The sequence below is a fragment of the Micromonospora sp. NPDC050686 genome (genome assembly GCF_040654475.1).
In the GTDB taxonomy this organism is placed as follows: Bacteria; Actinomycetota; Actinomycetes; order Mycobacteriales; family Micromonosporaceae; genus Micromonospora.
The window spans coordinates 20,720-38,821 of record NZ_JBFAID010000026.1 but is presented as its reverse complement, the minus strand read 5'-3'; the positions used below and the strand labels follow the sequence as shown (position 1 = coordinate 38,821).

Genomic DNA, 18,102 nt, shown 5'->3' with positions numbered 1-18,102 from the left:
AACCCGGGGTCCGGTGATCCCGACCACCGGAGCGGCGGAGTCACCCGATCGGGATCAACTACGGTGCGTAGGATTCGCTCCGTGAAGCGATCCGTCCGGTTCCCGGCCTCCGCCACCCTGCTGCGCCGCCTGGCGCTCACCTCGATCATCGCGAACGTGGCGATCGTGGTCACCGGCGGGGCCGTCCGGCTCACCGCCTCCGGCCTCGGCTGCCCCACCTGGCCCCGGTGCACCGACGAGTCCTACACCACCACGCCCGAGATGGGCGTGCACGGGGTGATCGAGTTCGGCAATCGGCTGCTCACCTTCGCGGTGGGGATCATCGCGCTCGCCGTGGTGCTGGCCGTGCTGGCCCACCGTCCTCGCCGCCGCGGGCTGCTGCCGCTGGCGGTGGGCGTGCTGCTCGGCGTCCCGGCCCAGGCGGTCATCGGCGGCGTCACCGTGCTGACCGACCTCAACCCGTGGGTGGTCGGGCTGCACTTCCTCGCCTCGATGGTGGTGATCGCCGCCGCGTACGCGCTCTGGCGGCGCACCGGGGAGCCGGACGGACCGGTGACCCCGACCGTGCCGGCGCCGCTGCGTACCCTCACCTGGCTCACCACGGTGGTCAGCGCGGCGGTGCTGGTGGTCGGCACCTGGGTGACCGGCAGCGGCCCGCACGCGGGCGACCACGGCGCGGCTCGCAACGGCCTGGACCCGGCGGCGATCTCCCAGGTGCACGCCGACGGGGTGTTCCTGCTGATCGGCCTGTCGGTGGCGCTGCTCTTCGCGTTCCGCGCGGTGGGCGTGCCGCGCGCCGCCCGGGCCGCCGGGGTGCTCCTCGCGGTCGAGCTGGGCCAGGGGCTGATCGGCTTCGTCCAGTACTTCACCAACCTGCCCGCGGTGCTGGTCGCCGCGCACATGCTCGGCTCCTGCCTGGTGCTGCTGGCCACGCTCGGCGTGCTCTGGGCCACCCGGGAGCGGCGCCCGGAAACCCCGCCGGTCCCGGCCGCGCCCGCCGCCGAGCCGGTGGGCGCCGCCGCCTGAGCCCGGCGTTACCGCCGGGCGGGAACGGGAAAGCGGTCCGCACCACCGACCGTACGCCCGAGGGGAGCGCCCGGTGTCGCGCAAGAGCCTTGCCACGACGACCCCGCAGCGGCTGACCCCGGTGGCCGGCGCGCCGTTGTGGTGCGACGCCCGCGAGTTCGGCCTCACCGGCGACGGGGTGGCCAACGACCAGCCGGCCCTGGCCGCGCTGGTGGAACGCCTCGGCGCCGGGTACGACGCCGACGGCCGGGCCCGGGTGATCTACTGCCCGCCCGGCCTGTACTCGATCCGCGACGCCGGCACCGTCTGGCGCAGCGGCGTCTCGCTGATCGGCGCCGGCCCGGCGGCGACCCGGTTCCTGCTCAGCAACGAGGGCAACCGCGGCGAGCCGGTCCCGCTCGCCTACTGGACCACCGTGCAGCACGGCGCGGACCGGGACCGGCACATCACCGACTGCACGTTCGCCGACTTCGAGATCGACGGCTCCGGCGTGGGCCAGACCGCGTACGACTACCTGGCCAAGGGCCTGGGGCTGCAGTACGTCGTACGCGGCGGGTTCCGCAACCTCTACATCCACCACACCGGCGCGACCGGCCTGGGCTGCGACTTCCTGCAGGACAGCCTGATCGACGGGGTGGTCGTGGTGGGCTGCGGCCGGCTGGACAACGGCCAGCAGATGGGTGGCGCGGGGATCGGCGTCGGCATCGGCGGCTGGGGTGATGTGGAGCGCCTCACCATCGCCAACTGCACCACGGTCGGCAACGGCACCAACGGGATCTTCCTGGAGTTGCAGAAGGACTACTGGGACCCGCCGCGCGGCATCCGCATCATCGGCTGTCACAGCCAGGCCAACCGGTTCGGCATCTCGGACTGGGGCGCGGACGGGCTGATCGTCTCCGGCTGCACCATGACCAACAACCTGGAGGCCGGCTTCGACGTCTCGGCCAACGGCACCGCCGGGGTCGCCGGGCGCGGCGGCCTGCTCACCGGCTGCGTGATCGACCGCAACGTCGGCGACGGGATCAGCATGGGCAACACCCCCGGCCCGTACACGGTGCAGGGCAACCGGATCAGCCGCAACGGCGGGTACGGCTACCACGAGCACGACCTGGGCCACGGCTACCGGGGCGCGGCCACCGACGTGGTGATCCAGGACAACGACATCCGGGAGAACGCGCTGGACGGGATCCGGATCGACCGGCCGATGCTCGACGCGTCGATCGTGGGCAACCGGATCCGGGACAACGGTCGCCGGTCGGCGCCGGCCCACCGGGGCTCCGGCGACGCGGTGCGCTACGGCCTGCGCGAGGTCACCGACGGCGCGGCGGACTGGCCGGCCGGCGGGCACCGGGGCAAGGTCGTCCAGGTCGACTCCCGGGCCGCGGTGGTGGCCGACAACACCGGCAACCGGCTCTCCCTGGCCGAGGTACGCCCCGACGGCGCCACCGCCTGGAACGAGGCGACCCCGGAGCCCGGCGCGGCGTACGAGCTGCCCGACGGGCCGCCGGCCTGCGCCGGGATCACGATCGCCGCCCCGTTCGACTCCGCCAGCGTGCGGGCCAACCGGATCTGGCACCGGGACACCGAGACGCAGGCCTACGGGCTCTGGGTCACCGAGACGGGCAGCTGCGTCTCGTGCGCGGTCGAGGAGAACGACCTCGCCGGCTCCCGGGCCGCCCTGCGGTTGGACACCCCGCCGATCGGCGGACGCTGGGACCGCAACCACACCGACCGCGACTGAGCGGACGACGCACCCGGCCCCGGCGGCGAAGACCGGGGGGACGAGGGTGCCGCCCGGTCAGGGCCGGCGGGCCAGGTGGGCGACGACCGCCTCGGCGAGCCGGTCCGGGGCGCCGTCGGCGTACCCGACGAACAGGCTCGGCTCGGTCAGCTCCAGCTCGACCAGCACGGGCGCGCCGTCCGGGCCGGGGATCAGGTCGACCCGGGCGTAGAGCAGCCGGTCGGTGCCGCCCGGGACGGCGGCCAGCACCCGCTCGGCGGTGGCGCGCTGCTCGGGGGTCGCCGTCCGGGCGTCGATCCGCTCCTCCTTGTAGAGCGCGGCCTCGCCCCGGTCCGGGCCGGTGAGCATCGGGCCCTTGCGGATGGCGTGGCTGAAGGCCAGCCCGTCCGGCCCGGCGAGGAAGAGCAGCGCGGTCTCTCCGGCGGTGTCCACCGCGTCCAGGTACGGCTGCACCATGGTGACCCGGCCGGCGGCGGAGAGCCGCCGCACGTGCGCCTCGGCCAGCTCCCGGTGCTCCGGGTCGGTCAGGTCGTACCGGCCGGTGTCCTGGCTGCCGGCGCTGACCGCCGGCTTGAGCACGTACTCGCCGCCGGCGGGCGGCATCCAACCGTCGCCCGGCGCGACCCACCCGGTGGGCACGGTGGGCGCCCCGGCGGCGGAGAGCTCGGCCAGGTAGCGCTTGTCGGTGTTCCAGGCGACCACGTCGGCCGGGTTGACCAGGGTCGGGACGGTGCGCGCCCAGGCGACGAACTCGTCGCGCCGCAGCGCGTAGTCCCAGGGCGAGCGGAGCACGACCAGGTCGTACCCGGACCAGTCCACGGCCGGGTCGTCCCAGACGGCCACCTCGGCGGCGATGCCGCGGGCGGCGAGCGGGGCCAGCACGAGCCGGTCGTCGGGGTCGAGATCGGGCAGCGCGGCACAGGTGACGAGAGCGACCCGGGGTTCCCCCCGGGTCGACTGCTGGTGGTGGGTCAATTCAGGTCAACGGGCCATCGTGCGTCGGGCCATGGACCGCCAGAGGTCGTTGCTCGGGCGCATCTCGTCCATCAGCTCGCGCTCCCAGGCGTTCTCCACGGTCACGCCGGCCTTGGCGCAGGCCTCGCGCGCGACGACGGTGTCGTCCGCGAACTGGTCGCCCCACACGCCGTCCTCGCCCACGAGGACGATCCGGGCGCCGCGCTTGCCGACGTACTCGATGACGGCCTTGGCGCCACCGTGCCCGGCGGCGAACGACCGGATGCCGGCGACCAGGCCGTTGGGGGCCTGCACGTTCTGCTCAGCCGTCAGCGTCGAATCGGAACCATCTGCCATGCCGCGAAGCCTATGCACCATCCCGGCGGCAGGTGGGTGAACCGTGTACGAATTGTGATGCCAATTACCTACGGGTTTAAGGAGGAGCACAGGTAAATTGCCCGGACAAGTCGGAAATTACCGGCTGGAACGGGCGGGCGGCTTCGCCCTGGTGTGTCCGTGTTGTGGCGGCGGAGGGTGACCGAGAACAATTCCTGATTCACCTTCACCTCGGGCGCGTCGCGCCCGACCCCAAGCCCCTCCGACCTGCGAAAACGCGATCCGGTCGGGGCCGGCCGGGCGGCTCAGAGAAGCGCGTCGAGGGCGACGGCGGCGAAGACGATGGTCAGGTACGTGGTCGACCAGTGGAACAGCCGCATCGGCTTCGTCGCCTCACCCCGGCTCACCCGGCGACAGAGCCGGTGCGCCTCGAGCAGGAAGAACCCGCCCACCACCGCCGTGGGCACCCCGTAGACCGCGCTCATCCCCAGCGGCCAGAGCGCCAGCGAGGTGGCCACGGTCAGCCAGGCGAAGATCAGGATCTCGGCGTTGACCCGGCGCGCGGAGGCCACCACCGGCAACATCGGGATGCCCGCCCGGGCGTAGTCGGCCTTGTACTTCATCGCCAGCGGATAGAAGTGCGGCATCTGCCAGAAGAAGACCACCCCGAACAGCACCCACGCCTGGGGCGCCAGCGAACCCGTCACGGCGGCCCAGCCGATCAGCACCGGCGCCGCCCCGCAGGCCCCGCCCCAGAACGTGTTCGCCGTGGTGGTGCGCTTGAGCCAGATGGTGTAGACGACGTCGTAGTAGACGATCGCGGCCAGGGTGAGGCCGGCGGCCAGCAGGTTGGTGAACGCCAGCATCAGCGCGATCGAGACCGCCGCCAGCACCAGCCCGAAGATCAGCGCGCTGCGCGGCGACACGGTGTGCGCGGGCAGCGGCCGCCGCTTGGTGCGCCGCATCAGCTGGTCGATGTCCCGGTCGACGTAGCAGTTCAGGACGCTGGCCGCGCCGGCCGCCAGGGACCCGCCGATCAGCACCACGGCCACCAGCCACAGCGACGGCAGACCGCCGTCCGCCAGCATCATCGCCGGCACGGTCGTGACCAGCAGCAGCTCGACGATGCGGGGCTTGGTCAGCGCGACGTACGCGGCCACCACGGCCCGCACGTCCCGCCGGCCCACCGTGGACGCCTCGGGCACCGTGCCCACCGGCGGCTGCCCCCCAGGGTTGCTGACGGGGCGCTCGGTGATCATGCTCACGGATTGCCACCTTCCGGCGTCGGCAGGGAGATCGGGTACGGCCCCGCGTCGCAGGCCCGCACACCGGAACACAGCCTACGCGTCGTCGTTTTCGCTGCCCGGGCGACCCGACCAGGGTGCGGGCCGTCACAGTCGGCGGTGAACGCTCCGCCTGCCCGAAACGTACAAGACAGCGTGCACAGATCCCCGGGCGGACGTTTAGGGACGCTCGATAGGGTCACCAGTGAGGGTTCCGCCCATCTGCCGAGGAGCACAACCAACGTGGCTGCCAACCGATCCGAGCACCCCGCTCTGCACTGGTCCGACCTCGACCGCCGCGCCGTGGACACCGTACGCGTGCTGGCCATGGACGCCGTCGAGAAATCCGGCAACGGCCACCCCGGCACGGCGATGAGCCTGGCCCCGGCGGCGTACCTGCTGTTCAACCGGGTGATGCGGCACAACCCGGCCGACCCGAACTGGGCCGGGCGCGACCGGTTCGTGCTCTCCGCCGGGCACTCCAGCCTCACCCTCTACATCCAGCTCTTCCTCTCCGGCTACCCGCTGGGCCTGGACGACCTGAAGGCGCTGCGGCAGTGGGGCTCGCTCACCCCGGGCCACCCGGAGCACGGGCACACCCCCGGGGTGGAGACCACCACCGGCCCGCTCGGGCAGGGCCTGGGCAACGCGGTCGGCATGGCGATGGCCGCCCGCCGCGAGCGCGGCCTGTTCGACCCGGACGCCGAGCCCGGCGCCTCCCCCTTCGACCACCACATCTGGTGCATCGCCTCGGACGGCGACATCGAGGAGGGCATCAGCCACGAGGCCAGCGCGCTCGCCGGCCACCAGCAGCTCGGCAACCTCTGCCTGATCTACGACGACAACGAGATCTCGATCGAGGACGACACCCGGATCGCCAAGAGCGAGGACGTGGCCGCCCGCTACGCGGCGTACGGCTGGCACGTGCAGACGGTCGACTGGCGGCGCGGCGACGCCGACCAGGGCGACTACCACGAGGACGTGGAGGCGCTGCACCAGGCGCTGCTGGCCGCCAAGGCGGAGACCGGGCGCCCCTCCTTCATCGCGCTGCGCACCATCATCGGCTGGCCCGCGCCGAACAAGCAGAACACCGGCAAGATCCACGGTTCGGCGCTCGGCGCTGACGAGGTGGCCGCCACCAAACGGATCCTCGGCTTCGACCCGGAGAAGACCTTCGACATCGACGAGGAGGTCCTGCGCCACGCCCGCCAGGTGCTGAGCCGGGGCGAGGACGCCCAGCAGGAGTGGACGAAGACGTTCGACGCGTGGGCCGGCGCCAACGCCGAGCGCAAGGCCCTCTACGACCGGATGACCAGCCGTACCCTCCCGCGCGGCTGGACCGACGCGCTGCCCACCTTCCCGGCGGACGCCAAGGGCGTGGCCACCCGGGCCGCCTCCGGCAAGGTGCTGGAGGCGCTTGCCCCGGTGCTGCCCGAGCTGTGGGGCGGCTCGGCCGACCTGGCGGAGAGCAACAACACCACCATGAAGGGCGAGCCGTCCTTCGTCCCGGCGGCCCACGCCACCAAGGACTTCCCCGGCGACGAGTACGGCCGCACGCTGCACTTCGGCATCCGCGAGCACGCCATGGGCGCGATCCTCAACGGCATCGCCCTGCACGGCGGCACCCGCCCGTACGGCGGCACCTTCCTGGTGTTCAGCGACTACATGCGCCCGTCGGTGCGGCTCGCCGCGCTGATGAAGCTGCCGGTGACCTACGTCTGGACGCACGACTCGATCGGTCTCGGCGAGGACGGCCCCACCCACCAGCCGATCGAGCACCTGAGCGCGCTGCGGGCCATCCCCGGCCTGGACGTGGTCCGCCCGGCCGACGCCAACGAGACCGCCTGGGCCTGGCGGCAGGCCCTGGAGCACACCGACCGGCCGACCGCGCTGGCGCTGAGCCGGCAGGCGCTGCCGACCGTGGACCGGACGGAGTACGCCGGCGCCGAGGGGGTGGCCAAGGGCGGCTACGTGCTGGCCGAGGCGTCCACCCGCAAGCCGCAGGTGATCCTCGTCGGCACCGGGTCCGAGGTGCAGCTCTGCCTGACCGCCCGGGAGCGGCTGGAGGCCGAGGGCACCCCCACCCGGGTGGTCTCCATGCCCTGCCAGGAGTGGTTCTTCGCGCAGGACGAGGCGTACCGGGAGTCGGTGCTGCCACGCGGGGTAAAGGCACGGGTGAGCGTGGAGGCGGGCATCGCCATGTCGTGGCGGGCGATCGTCGGCGACAGCGGCGAGTGCGTGAGCATCGAGCACTACGGCGCGAGCGCGCCCCACACCGTGCTCTTCGAGCAGTTCGGGTTCACCCCCGACCGGATCGTGGCCGCCGCGCACGCGGCGCTCACCCGGGTGGGCGACATCACCGGTTTCACGACCGGCAACTGAGGGGAGCGTGGACGGCATGACGGACAGGCTGAGCGAACTCACCGCCGCGGGAGTGGCGATCTGGCTCGACGATCTTTCCCGGGTGCGGCTGAGCTCCGGCGGGCTGGACCAGCTCCGCCGGGAGCAGCACGTGGTCGGGGTGACCAGCAACCCGACGATCTTCGCCAAGGCGTTAAGCGACGCCGACGAGTACAACTGGCAGCTGGGTGACCTCGCCACCCGCGGGGTCGACGTGGAAGAGGCGGTCCGGATGCTCACCACGTACGACGTGCGCTGGGCGTGCGACGTGATGCGCCCGTCGTACGACGGCAGCAACGGCGTGGACGGCCGGGTCTCCATCGAGGTCGACCCGCGGCTGGCCCACGAGGCGGAGAAGACCGTCGCCGAGGCCAAGGCGCTGTGGTGGCTGGTGGACCGCCCCAACCTGTTCATCAAGATCCCGGCGACCGAGGACGGCCTGCCGGCGATCACCGCGACCCTGGCCGAGGGGATCAGCGTCAACGTCACGCTGATCTTCGGACTGGACCGCTACTCGCAGGTCATGGACGCGTTCCTGGCCGGCCTGGAGCAGGCGAAGGCGAACGGGCACGACCTGTCGAAGATCGGCTCGGTGGCATCGTTCTTCGTCTCCCGGGTCGACACCGAGGTCGACAAGCGGCTGGAGAAGATCGGCTCCGCCGAGGCGAAGGCGCTGCGCGGCAAGGCCGCCGTGGCCAACGCCCAGCTCGCGTACGAGCGCTACGGCAAGGTCTTCTCCTCCGACCGGTGGCAGGCCCTCGCCGACGCGGGCGCCCACCCGCAGCGGCCGCTGTGGGCCTCCACCTCGACGAAGAACCCCGACTACCGGGACGTCATCTACGTCGAGGAGCTGATCGCCCCCGGCACGGTCAACACCATGCCCGAGTCGGTGATCCACGCCTACGCCGAGCACGGGGAGACCCGCGGCGGCGACACCATCACCGGCTCGTACGACGCGGCCCGCAAGGTCTTCACCGACCTGGAGTCGGCCGGCGTCGACATGGCCGACGTGATCGCCACCCTGGAGCGGGAGGGCGTGGAGAAGTTCGAGGCGAGCTGGCTGGAACTGATCGACGGGGTGAAGAAGTCGCTGACCGAGGCGGCCCGGGGCGCCGGCCGCCCCAACGAGGCCGCCAGCGGCAACGCGCGGGCCGCCGAGGCGGCCGGGGGCAACGCGTGACGATGCGTGGCGCGGGCGCCCCGGGGATCCCCGGGGCGCCGCCCGTCGTTACGCCACCGGCCGGGTGGCGGACGTGACCGAGCGGCTGGCCGGCGTCGAGGCGGCGGCCGGACTGGCCGTGCACGGTGCCACCGGGGTCGACCCGGGCGCCACCCGGGACGCGCTGCTCGCCGCCGGCGTACCCGGCCGGCTGGCCGCCCAGGATCCCACCCTGTGGGGGCCCGCGGCCGAGGCGACGGCGCGGCGGCGGCTCGGCTGGCTGGACACCCACCGGCGCAGCCGCGAACTGCTCCCCCAACTCGCCGAACTCACCGCCGAACTGGCCGACCTCGACCACGTGGTGATCGCCGGGATGGGCGGCTCCTCGCTGGCCGCCGAGGTGATCGCCCGGACCACCGGCCGGCCGCTGACGGTGCTCGACACCACCGACCCCGGCCAGGTCCGGGCGGCGCTGGCCGGCCGGCTGGACCGGACCGTGGTGGTGGTCGCCAGCAAGTCCGGCTCGACCGTGGAGACCGACAGCCAGCTGCGCGCGTGTTGGCAGGCGTTCCTCGACGGCGGGGCGACCGAGGCGGAGGCGGCCCGGCACCTCGTGGTGGTCACCGACCCGGGTTCCCCGCTGGAGGCCACCGCCGCCGAGCTGGGCGTGCTGGCCATCCTCGCCGACCCCGACGTGGGCGGCCGGTACTCCGCGCTGACCGCGTACGGGCTGGTGCCGGCCGCACTGATCGGGGCGGAGGTGCCCGCGCTGCTGGACGAAGCCGACGCGCTCGCCGGGTCGCTGGCCGGGGACCGGGACAACCCCGCCCTGGCGCTCGGCGCCGCCCTGGCCGCCGCGGCCGGCGCCGGCCGGGACCGGATCGCCCTGGTCTCCGACGGCTCCGGCCTGGACGGCCTCGGTGACTGGGTGGAGCAACTGCTCGCCGAGTCCACCGGGAAGGCCGGCCGCGGCCTGCTGCCGGTCGTGGTGGAGTCGCCGGCGAGCCCGGGGGCCACCGGCGACGGCGTGCTGACCGTGACCTACGGCGGGTCGCTGGGCCCGGGCGTGGTGCCGGGCGGCGGCGTCCGGCCCGACCTGGCGGTCAACGGTCCGCTCGGCGCGCAGTTCCTGGCCTGGGAGTACGCGACCGCGGTCGCCGCGGTGGCGCTCGGCGTCGACCCGTTCGACCAGCCGGACGTGGCCGCGGCCACGCGGAACACCGAGCGCATCCTGACCGAGGGCACGCCGGCGGAGACGCCGGCGTTCGTCGAGGGCGCCGTCGAGGTGTACGCCCCGGCGGGCACCCCGGCCGACCTGGCCGGCGCGCTGCGCGGGCTGCTCGACGGGGTGGCCGGCGGCGGCTACCTCGCCGTGACGGCGTACCTGGACCGGTTCGCCGACGCGGAGGTGGCCCGGCTGCGCCCGCTGCTGGCGCGGGGCACCCCGGCGCCGGTCACCTTCGGCTGGGGGCCGCGGTACCTGCACTCCACCGGCCAGTACCACAAGGGCGGTCCGCCGGTCGGCAGCTATCTTCAGCTGACCGGCGCGGTCACCGATGATCTGCCGGTGCCCGGACGCCCGTACACCTTCGGGGAACTCCAGGCGGCCCAGGCCGCGGGCGACCGGCAGGCCCTGGCCGGCCGGGGCCGCCCGCTGCTGCGCCTGCACCTGACCGACCGGGCGGCGGGCGTGGCCCAGCTGCTCGAACTGGCCGGACGGACACTGACGTGACGATGATTGACGCTAATCGAGCGGAGCGAGGAGGTGGCCCGGTGAACCCGCTGCGCGACCCGCAGGACCGGCGCCTGCCGCGGATCCCGGAGCCGTGCGCCCTGGTGATCTTCGGGGTGACCGGTGACCTGGCGCGGAAGAAGTTGCTGCCGGCGGTCTACGACCTGGCCAACCGGGGGCTGCTGCCCCCCGGTTTCGTGGTGCTCGGCTTCGCCCGGCGGGACTGGGGTGACGGGGATTTCGAGACGCTGGCCTGCGAGGCGGCCCGCAAGCACGCCCGGACCCCGTGGCGGGACGAGGTGTGGGCCCGGCTGGCCGGCAACATCAAGTTCGTCGGTGGCTCGTTCGACGACGACGCCGCCTTCGACCACCTGGCGGCGACGCTGGACGAGCTGCGTGGCAGCCACGGCATCACCGGCAACGCCGCCTTCTACTTCTCCATCCCCCCGGCGGCCTTCCCGGTGGTGCTCAAGCAGCTCGCGCGCACCGGCATGGCGGACAACGCCAAGTCCGGCGGCTGGCGCCGGGTCGTGGTGGAGAAGCCGTTCGGCAACGACCTGCCCTCGGCCAAGGCGCTCAACGACCTGGTTGACGACGTGTTCACCCGGCAGGACGTGTTCCGGATCGACCACTACCTCGGCAAGGAGACGGTCCAGAACATCCTGGCCCTGCGGTTCGCCAACAACCTGTTCGAGCCGCTGTGGAACTCCAAGTACGTCGACTCGGTGCAGATCACCATGGCCGAGGACGTCGGCATCGGCACCCGGGCCGCGTTCTACGACTCGGTCGGCACCGCCCGCGACGTGCTGCAGAACCACCTGCTCCAACTGCTGGCGCTGGTGGCGATGGAGGAACCGACCAGCTTCGACGCCGACGAGATCCGGACCGAGAAGCTCAAGGTGCTCAGGGCCATCACGGTGCCGCACGACATCGCCCGGGACACCGTCCGCGGCCAGTACCTGCCCGGCTGGGTGGGTGGCGAGCGGGCCAAGGGCTACCTGGAGGAGGAGGGCGTCCCGGAGGACTCCACCACCGAGACGTACGTGGCGGTGCGGCTCGGCATCCAGAACCGGCGCTGGGCCGGCGTGCCGTTCTACATCCGGGCCGGCAAGCGGCTCCCCCGGCGGGTCACCGAGGTGGCCATCATGTTCAAGAAGGCGCCGCACCTGCCCTTCGACGCGGCGGACATGGAGTCGCTCGGCCCCAACCAGCTCGTCATCCGGGTCCAGCCCGACGAGGGCGTGGTGCTCAAGTTCGGCTCGAAGGTGCCGGGCACCACCATGGAGGTCCGCGACATCGCGATGGACTTCCAGTACGGCGAGGCGTTCACCGAGTCCAGCCCGGAGGCGTACGAGCGGCTGGTGCTGGACGTGCTGATCGGTGACCGGACGCTGTTCCCGGACGCCGCCGAGGTGGAGCAGAGCTGGCAGGTCGTCGACCCGCTGGAGCACGCCTGGCAGGGCACCAGGCCGGAGCCGTACCGGGCCGGCGAGTGGGGCCCCCGGGCCGCGGACGAGATGCTGGCCCGCGAGGAACGCGCCTGGCGGCGGGCATGACCGAGCAGACCAGGAGGATCCGTTGATCGGCTTGTGGGACACCACCGGCAACGAGGTGGTCAAGGCGCTCGCCGCCGAGCGGCGCAGCGCGGGCGGGGTGGCCAGCGGCATGGCGCTCACCCTGATCGTGGTGGTGGACGAGAAGCGGGTCCGGGAGGCGGAGGCGGCGGCGACCATCGCCGCCGCCGCGCACCCCTGCCGGCTGCTGGTGGTGGTCCGCTCGGACGTCGAGCGCAACCGCAACCGGCTGGACGCGGAGATCGTCGTCGGCGGGCGGCTCGGCCCGTGCGAGGCGGTGGTGACCCGGATGTACGGCCGGCTTTCGCTGCACGCCGAGTCGGTGGTGATGCCGCTGCTGGTGCCGGACGTGCCGGTGGTGACCTGGTGGCACGGCGAGCCGCCGGAGGAGATCGCGACCGACTTCCTCGGCGTGGTGGCGGACCGGCGGATCACCGACGCCGCGCAGGCCGCCGACCCGATCGCCGCGCTGCGGCAGCGGGCCCGCGACTACGCGCCGGGCGACACCGATCTGGCCTGGACCCGGATCACCCCGTGGCGCACCCTGGTCGCGGGCGCCTTCGACGCCACCCAGGCGCAGGTCACCGAGGCGACCGTGGTGGGGCCGAAGAGCGACCCGACGGCCGCGCTGATGCGCGGCTGGCTGACCGCCCGGCTCGGCATCGACCCGGCCTGGGAGCCGACCGAGGAGTTCCCCCGGATGCGCCAGGTGCAGCTGCGCTGCGCCAACGGCGAAGAGCTGACGCTGACCCGCGACGACAGCATCGCGACCTTCCGGCGCACCGGCCAGGAGGACCGGACGCTGCCGCTGGTCCGCCGCCCGCTCGGCGACGAACTGGCCGAGGAGCTGCGCCGGCTCGACGCCGACCAGGTGTACGCCGAGGCGCTCGGCGCGACGGCCGGGCTGACCGGGCTGGACCTGCGGCCCCCGCAGCGGGTGCACGTCTGGAAGGACCCGGCGACCGCGCAGCGGGCCGAGGCCGGGGTCACCGCGCACGCCGGCGCGACCGCGAACGAGTGACCGCGTGGCGGTCGGAACACGAGGGCGCAGCGAATGACTGAGGCGAGTGTCGTCGTACACGCCGACGCCGACCTGCTGGCGCAGGCGGTGGCGGCCCGGTTGGTGGTGAAGCTGCTCGACGCCCAGGCCGACCGCGGCCAGGCGTCGGTCGTGCTGACCGGCGGGCGGATCGCCGCCGCGGTGTACCGGGGGGTGGCCACGCTGCCGGCCCGCGACGCGGTCGACTGGTCCCGGGTCGACGTCTGGTGGGGCGACGAGCGGTTCCTGCCGGCCGGCGACCCGGAACGCAACGAGACCCAGGCCCGGGCGGCCCTGCTGGACGCCGTGCCGCTGGACCCGGCCCGGGTGCACCCGATGCCCGCCTCCGACGGGCCGGCCGGCAACGACCCGGAGGCCGCCGCGGCCGGGTACGCCCGGGAGCTGGCCCGGGCCGCCCGGCCGGGCACCGCCACCCTCCCCCACTTCGACGTGCTGCTGCTCGGGGTGGGCGAGGACGGGCACGTCGCCTCGGTCTTCCCCGAGCACCCGGTGCACCACGACAACCGCCCGGTCAGCGCCGTACGGGGCAGCCCGAAGCCGCCCCCGGTGCGGACCACGCTCACCCTGCCGGCGATCAACACCGCCGAGGAGGTGTGGCTGGTGGCCGGCGGCGCGGACAAGGCTCGGGCGGTCGGCATGGCGCTGGCCGGGGCGGGGCCGGTGCAGCTGCCCGCCGCCGGTGTGCGGGGCGTGACGCGTACCCTCTGGCTGCTCGACCGGGCGGCCGCGGCAAACGTCCCACCCCGCCTGCGCAGCCTGCGCTGAGGGGTAAGGAAGGGGCCCTTGTCAACGCCTGCGGTATGGCAGGGGCCCCCGGTTAACAGCCGGGCAGGGCTTCAGGCCCGGCCGCGACGGCGGCGCAGCGCGGCGAGGGCCTCGGCGAGCAGCGCCTCCGCCTCCTCGGGAGTGCGCCGCTCCTTCACGTACGCCAGATGGGTCTTGTAGGGCTCGACCCGCGCCCGGCCCGGCGGGTTGCCGCGGTCCCGCCCACCGGGTTGCCCGCAGCGCGGGCAGTCCCAGAGCGGGGGCGCCTCGGCCTCGGCGGCGATCAGTATGTCGAACCCGTGGTCGTTGCGGCACCAGTAGGTGACCGCCTGGCGGGGGGCCGGTGCGTAGCGCTCAGGCGGCCGCTCGGGGCCGGACCCGACCCGGGTGCCGCGGATGACGTTGCCACTCGGCACGGCTGCTCGCTCCTGTCGTCGGAGGGGACCACCGCTCGGCGGGGCGGCGGGCGACGCGGTGCAGCGGGAAGAGAACTGCGCGCGGCCCGTCGGGTGACGGACCGCGCGCAGATTGTACGGCGTAAATGGCTCGCTCAGGCCCCGGTGCCTACCTGGAGCCGGAGCCAGAGGCCGAGCCCGACAATGCAGGCGAACCAGACGATAGCCACCAGAACGGTGTAGCGGTCGAGGTTCTTCTCGGCCACCGACGAGCCGGCCAGGCTGGAGCTGACGCCACCGCCGAACATGCTCGACAGCCCGCCACCCTTACCTCGGTGCAGCAGGATAAGCAGGATGAGCACGATGCTCGTGATGACCAGCAAAGTGATCATCGTGTAGGCGAACCAGATCGGCATGGCGGGGGTCAGTCCTCTCGTTGCGATCACTGCCCGGTCCTGTCGGGCACGGCGGCACCGACCGGTGGGCGGGCAGCGTCAAGGATAGCGACCGGTCAGCGGGCGATGTGCTCCGGGAACCGGCAGATCTGCGCGAATTCCTCGGCGTCCAGACTCGCCCCGCCGACCAGCGCCCCGTCCACGTCCGGCTGGGCCATGATCGAGGCGACGTTCGACGCCTTGACCGAGCCGCCGTAGAGGATCCTGACCTGCTCCGCGGTCGCCGCGCCGAAGGTCTCGACCAGCCGCTTGCGCACCTCGCCGCAGACCTCCTGGGCGTCCTCCGGCGTCGCCGTCTTGCCCGTGCCGATCGCCCAGACCGGCTCATACGCGACGACGACCCTGGTGACCTGCTCCGGGGTGAGCCCCTTCAGGGCGCCGTCGAGCTGGTCGCAGCAGTGCGGCACGTGCTTGAGCTGCTCCCGGATCTCCAGCCCCTCGCCGATGCAGAGGATCGGGGTGAGCCCGTTCTCCAGCGCGGCGACGACCTTCGCGTTGACCAACGCGTCGTCCTCGTGGTGGTACTGCCGGCGCTCCGAGTGCCCGACCACCACGTAGCTGCAGCCCAGCTTGGCCAGCATCGGCCCGGAGACGTCCCCGGTGTACGCACCGGACTGGAACGGCGACAGGTCCTGCCCGCCGTAGCCGATCAGCAGCTTGTCGCCGTCCACCGCGGTCTGCACGGTACGCAGGTCGGTGAAGGGCGGCAGCACCACGCACTCGACGTCGGCGAGCTGCTTCTCGGTCAGGCTCGCGGCCAGCTTCTGCACCAGCAGGTTGGCCTCGAGGTGGTTCAGGTTCATCTTCCAGTTGCCGGCCATCAGCGGCCGGCGGGTGGTGCTCGCCATTCAGTTCTCCAGGGCCGCGATGCCGGGGAGGGTCTTGCCCTCCAGGTATTCCAGGGAGGCGCCACCGCCGGTGGAGATATGCCCGAACGACGACTCGTCCAGGCCCAGGGCGCGCACCGCCGCGGCGGAGTCACCGCCACCGACCACGCTGAACGCGTCCGCCTTGGTGATCGCCTCGGCGACCCCCCGGGTGCCGGCCGCGAACGCCGGCATCTCGAACACGCCCATCGGGCCGTTCCAGAAGATCGTCTTCGCCTGGGACAGCGCCGCCGCGAAGCCGGCCACCGTCTCCGGGCCGATGTCCAGGCCCAGCCGGTGACTCGGGATGCCGTCGGCGGGCACCGTGTCGTGCGCGGCGTCCGGGGCGAAGGCGTCGGCCGCCACCACGTCGACCGGGAGCATGATCTTGCCGGGCGCCCGCTCCATCAGGTTGCGGCAGGTCTCGACCATCTCCTTCTCCAGCAGCGAGGTGCCCACCTCGTGGCCCTGAGCCTTGAGGAAGGTGAAGCACATCCCGCCGCCGATGAGCAGCCGGTCGACCGTGGGCAGCAGCGCCTCGATCACGGCCAGCTTGTCGGAGACCTTCGAGCCGCCCAGCACCACCACGTACGGCCGCTCCGGCTCACCGGTGAGCCGGCTGAGCACCTCCACCTCGCGCAGCACGAGGCGGCCGGCGACGTGCGGCAGCCGCGCCGGCACGTCGTGCACGCTGGCGTGCTTGCGGTGCACGGCGCCGAAGGCGTCGTCCACGTACGCGTCGCCCAGGGCGGCGAGCTGGTCGGCGAAGGCGCCCCGCTCGGCGTCGTCCTTGCTGGTCTCGCCCTTGTTGAACCGCAGGTTCTCCAGCAGGGCGACCTGGCCGTCGGCCAGCCCCTCCACGCATGCCCGGGCGGAGTCGCCGACGGTGTCCTCGGCGAAGCGCACCGGGGCGCCGAGCAGCTCACCGAGCCGCCCGGCGACCGGGCGGAGGCTGAACTGCGGGTCCGGCGCGCCCTTCGGGCGGCCCAGGTGCGAGCAGACCACCACCTTGGCGCCGGCCTGCACCAGCGCGCTGAGCGTCGGCAGGACGGCCCGGATCCGGCCGTCGTCGGTGATCTCACCGGTCTGCTTGTCGAGCGGGACGTTCAGGTCGGCGCGCACCAGCACACGCCGACCCGACACCCCCTCGGCGAGCAGGTCGTCGAGGTTACGAATCGTCACAGCGACGAACCCACCAGCTTGGCCAGGTCCACCAGGCGGTTCGAGTAGCCCCACTCGTTGTCGTACCAGCCGACGACCTTGACCTGGTTGCCGATCACCTTGGTCAGCGGCGCGTCGAAGATGCACGACGCCGGGTCGGTGACGATGTCGGCGGACACGATCGGGTCCTCGTTGTAGACCAGGATGCCCCGCAGCGGGCCCTCGGCGGCGGCCTTCAGCGCGGCGTTGACCTCGTCCACCGTGGTCTCCCGGCCGACCTCGACGGTCAGGTCGGTGGCCGAGCCGGTCGGGATCGGCACCCGCAGCGCGTATCCGTCCAGCTTGCCCTTCAGGTCCGGCAGCACCAGGCCGATCGCCTTCGCCGCACCGGTCGAGGTCGGCACGATGTTCAGCGCGGCGGCCCGGGCCCGGCGCAGGTCCTTGTGCGGCGCGTCCTGCAGGTTCTGGTCCTGGGTGTACGCGTGGATGGTGGTCATCAGACCCTTGGTGATGCCGAAGGTGTCGTGCAGCACCTTGGCCATCGGCGCCAGGCAGTTGGTGGTGCAGGAGGCGTTGGAGATGATGGTGTGCTTGGCCGGGTCGTACTCGTCCTGGTTCACGCCCATGACGACCGTGACGTCCTCGTTCTTCGCCGGCGCGGAGATGATGACCTTCTTGGCCCCGCCGTCGATGTGCGCCTTGGCCTTGGTCGCGTCGGTGAAGAAGCCGGTGGACTCGATCACGACGTCGGCGCCGACCTCGCCCCACGGCAGCTTGGCCGGGTCCTTCTCGGCGTACGCCTTGATGCTCTTGCCGCCCACGGTGATCTCGTCGGCGGTGGCCTTGACCTCGTGCGGGAGGCGGCCCAGGATGCTGTCGTACTTGACAAGGTGGGCGAGCGTCGCGTTGTCGGTCAGGTCGTTCACCGCCACGACCTCGATGTCGGCGCCGGACGCCAGCACTGCCCGGAAGAAGTTACGCCCGATCCGGCCGAAGCCGTTGATGCCAACCCGGATGGTCACAGGTCCCATCTCCTCGCGTTCTGGTCCGCCGGCGTCAGACCCGGGCCGGCGAAATGGTGTGCGCCGACCGTTGGAGCCGGCCGTTGACGGTTCATCTCGGCCACCCCGCCGCGGTCCGGAAGGACCTGACCGCCCGAGGCGGTGAGCACGGCGAGGAGTGCCTGTGCCGGCCC

General features: G+C 73.0%; 16 protein-coding genes. 8 read left to right on the top strand and 8 right to left on the bottom strand.

Going from position 1 to position 18,102, the window contains the following annotated elements:
• Positions 1 to 63 precede the first annotated feature (63 nt).
• Both AB0H57_RS18320 and AB0H57_RS18315 read left to right on the top strand, forming a co-directional pair.
• Positions 64 to 1,026 carry a COX15/CtaA family protein gene (locus AB0H57_RS18320; protein WP_357507851.1) on the top strand — a complete coding sequence of 321 codons (963 nt, stop codon included), beginning with the start codon at positions 64 to 66 and terminating at the stop codon, positions 1,024 to 1,026.
• A 73-nt stretch (positions 1,027 to 1,099) separates the two neighbouring features.
• Complete coding sequence (locus AB0H57_RS18315; RefSeq protein WP_357507849.1) at positions 1,100 to 2,767, top strand: right-handed parallel beta-helix repeat-containing protein; 1,668 nt, start codon at positions 1,100 to 1,102, stop codon at positions 2,765 to 2,767.
• 57 nt (positions 2,768 to 2,824) lie between these two features.
• Here the strand turns inward: AB0H57_RS18315 and AB0H57_RS18310 are convergent, their stop codons facing one another.
• The 3 genes from AB0H57_RS18310 to AB0H57_RS18300 form a co-directional block, all read right to left on the bottom strand.
• A complete protein-coding gene (locus AB0H57_RS18310; RefSeq protein WP_357507847.1) occupies positions 2,825 to 3,742 on the bottom strand; it encodes a hypothetical protein in 918 nt (305 codons plus the stop codon).
• Positions 3,743 to 3,748: 6 nt separating this feature from the next.
• Entirely contained in the window at positions 3,749 to 4,078 is a 330-nt protein-coding gene (locus tag AB0H57_RS18305; protein WP_357507845.1) for a hypothetical protein, read from the bottom strand.
• Positions 4,079 to 4,362: 284 nt separating this feature from the next.
• A complete protein-coding gene (locus AB0H57_RS18300; RefSeq protein WP_357507843.1) occupies positions 4,363 to 5,322 on the bottom strand; it encodes a heme o synthase in 960 nt (319 codons plus the stop codon).
• A gap of 261 nt (positions 5,323 to 5,583) precedes the next feature.
• Between AB0H57_RS18300 and tkt the strand changes: the two genes are divergently transcribed.
• From tkt to pgl, 6 genes are all read left to right on the top strand, one after another.
• Positions 5,584 to 7,722 (top strand): transketolase, encoded by a 2,139-nt coding sequence (gene tkt / locus AB0H57_RS18295; RefSeq protein WP_357507841.1) that lies wholly within the window; start codon positions 5,584 to 5,586, stop codon positions 7,720 to 7,722.
• A 16-nt stretch (positions 7,723 to 7,738) separates the two neighbouring features.
• On the top strand, positions 7,739 to 8,920 hold the full coding sequence (gene tal / locus AB0H57_RS18290; protein WP_357507839.1) for a transaldolase: 1,182 nt from the start codon (positions 7,739 to 7,741) through the stop codon (positions 8,918 to 8,920).
• A 73-nt stretch (positions 8,921 to 8,993) separates the two neighbouring features.
• Positions 8,994 to 10,631 carry a glucose-6-phosphate isomerase gene (locus AB0H57_RS18285; RefSeq protein ID WP_357507837.1) on the top strand — a complete coding sequence of 546 codons (1,638 nt, stop codon included), beginning with the start codon at positions 8,994 to 8,996 and terminating at the stop codon, positions 10,629 to 10,631.
• Between the two features lie 2 nt (positions 10,632 to 10,633).
• Positions 10,634 to 12,187: a glucose-6-phosphate dehydrogenase gene (zwf, locus tag AB0H57_RS18280; RefSeq protein WP_357507835.1), complete on the top strand. Its 1,554-nt coding sequence runs from the start codon at positions 10,634 to 10,636 to the stop codon at positions 12,185 to 12,187.
• A gap of 22 nt (positions 12,188 to 12,209) precedes the next feature.
• Complete coding sequence (locus tag AB0H57_RS18275) at positions 12,210 to 13,226, top strand: glucose-6-phosphate dehydrogenase assembly protein OpcA (protein WP_357507833.1); 1,017 nt, start codon at positions 12,210 to 12,212, stop codon at positions 13,224 to 13,226.
• A gap of 33 nt (positions 13,227 to 13,259) precedes the next feature.
• A complete protein-coding gene (gene pgl / locus AB0H57_RS18270; protein ID WP_357507831.1) occupies positions 13,260 to 14,030 on the top strand; it encodes a 6-phosphogluconolactonase in 771 nt (256 codons plus the stop codon).
• 71 nt (positions 14,031 to 14,101) lie between these two features.
• Here the strand turns inward: pgl and AB0H57_RS18265 are convergent, their stop codons facing one another.
• The 5 genes from AB0H57_RS18265 to gap form a co-directional block, all read right to left on the bottom strand.
• Positions 14,102 to 14,446 carry an RNA polymerase-binding protein RbpA gene (locus AB0H57_RS18265; RefSeq protein ID WP_357507829.1) on the bottom strand — a complete coding sequence of 115 codons (345 nt, stop codon included), beginning with the start codon at positions 14,444 to 14,446 and terminating at the stop codon, positions 14,102 to 14,104.
• Positions 14,447 to 14,580: 134 nt separating this feature from the next.
• Positions 14,581 to 14,841: a preprotein translocase subunit SecG gene (gene secG, locus AB0H57_RS18260; RefSeq protein ID WP_357507827.1), complete on the bottom strand. Its 261-nt coding sequence runs from the start codon at positions 14,839 to 14,841 to the stop codon at positions 14,581 to 14,583.
• Between the two features lie 95 nt (positions 14,842 to 14,936).
• On the bottom strand, positions 14,937 to 15,728 hold the full coding sequence (tpiA, locus tag AB0H57_RS18255) for a triose-phosphate isomerase (RefSeq protein ID WP_357507825.1): 792 nt from the start codon (positions 15,726 to 15,728) through the stop codon (positions 14,937 to 14,939).
• The gene (locus AB0H57_RS18250; protein WP_357507823.1) at positions 15,729 to 16,928 is read right to left on the bottom strand and encodes a phosphoglycerate kinase; all 1,200 of its coding nucleotides are present in this window, start codon (positions 16,926 to 16,928) and stop codon (positions 15,729 to 15,731) included. It lies immediately after the preceding gene.
• Positions 16,925 to 17,929 (bottom strand): type I glyceraldehyde-3-phosphate dehydrogenase, encoded by a 1,005-nt coding sequence (gene gap / locus AB0H57_RS18245; RefSeq protein ID WP_357507821.1) that lies wholly within the window; start codon positions 17,927 to 17,929, stop codon positions 16,925 to 16,927. Before gap ends, AB0H57_RS18250 begins: the two co-directional genes overlap by 4 nt.
• Positions 17,930 to 18,102: the final 173 nt, after the last annotated feature.

Coding starts and splice junctions, on each gene's coding strand:
- AB0H57_RS18305 (WP_357507845.1), bottom strand. CDS start 4,078: ATGGCAGATGGTTCCGATTCGACGCTGACGGCTGAGCAGAACGTGCAG.
- tal (WP_357507839.1), top strand. CDS start 7,739: ATGACGGACAGGCTGAGCGAACTCACCGCCGCGGGAGTGGCGATCTGG.
- zwf (WP_357507835.1), top strand. CDS start 10,634: ATGATTGACGCTAATCGAGCGGAGCGAGGAGGTGGCCCGGTGAACCCG.
- pgl (WP_357507831.1), top strand. CDS start 13,260: ATGACTGAGGCGAGTGTCGTCGTACACGCCGACGCCGACCTGCTGGCG.
- secG (WP_357507827.1), bottom strand. CDS start 14,841: ATGCCGATCTGGTTCGCCTACACGATGATCACTTTGCTGGTCATCACG.
- tpiA (WP_357507825.1), bottom strand. CDS start 15,728: ATGGCGAGCACCACCCGCCGGCCGCTGATGGCCGGCAACTGGAAGATG.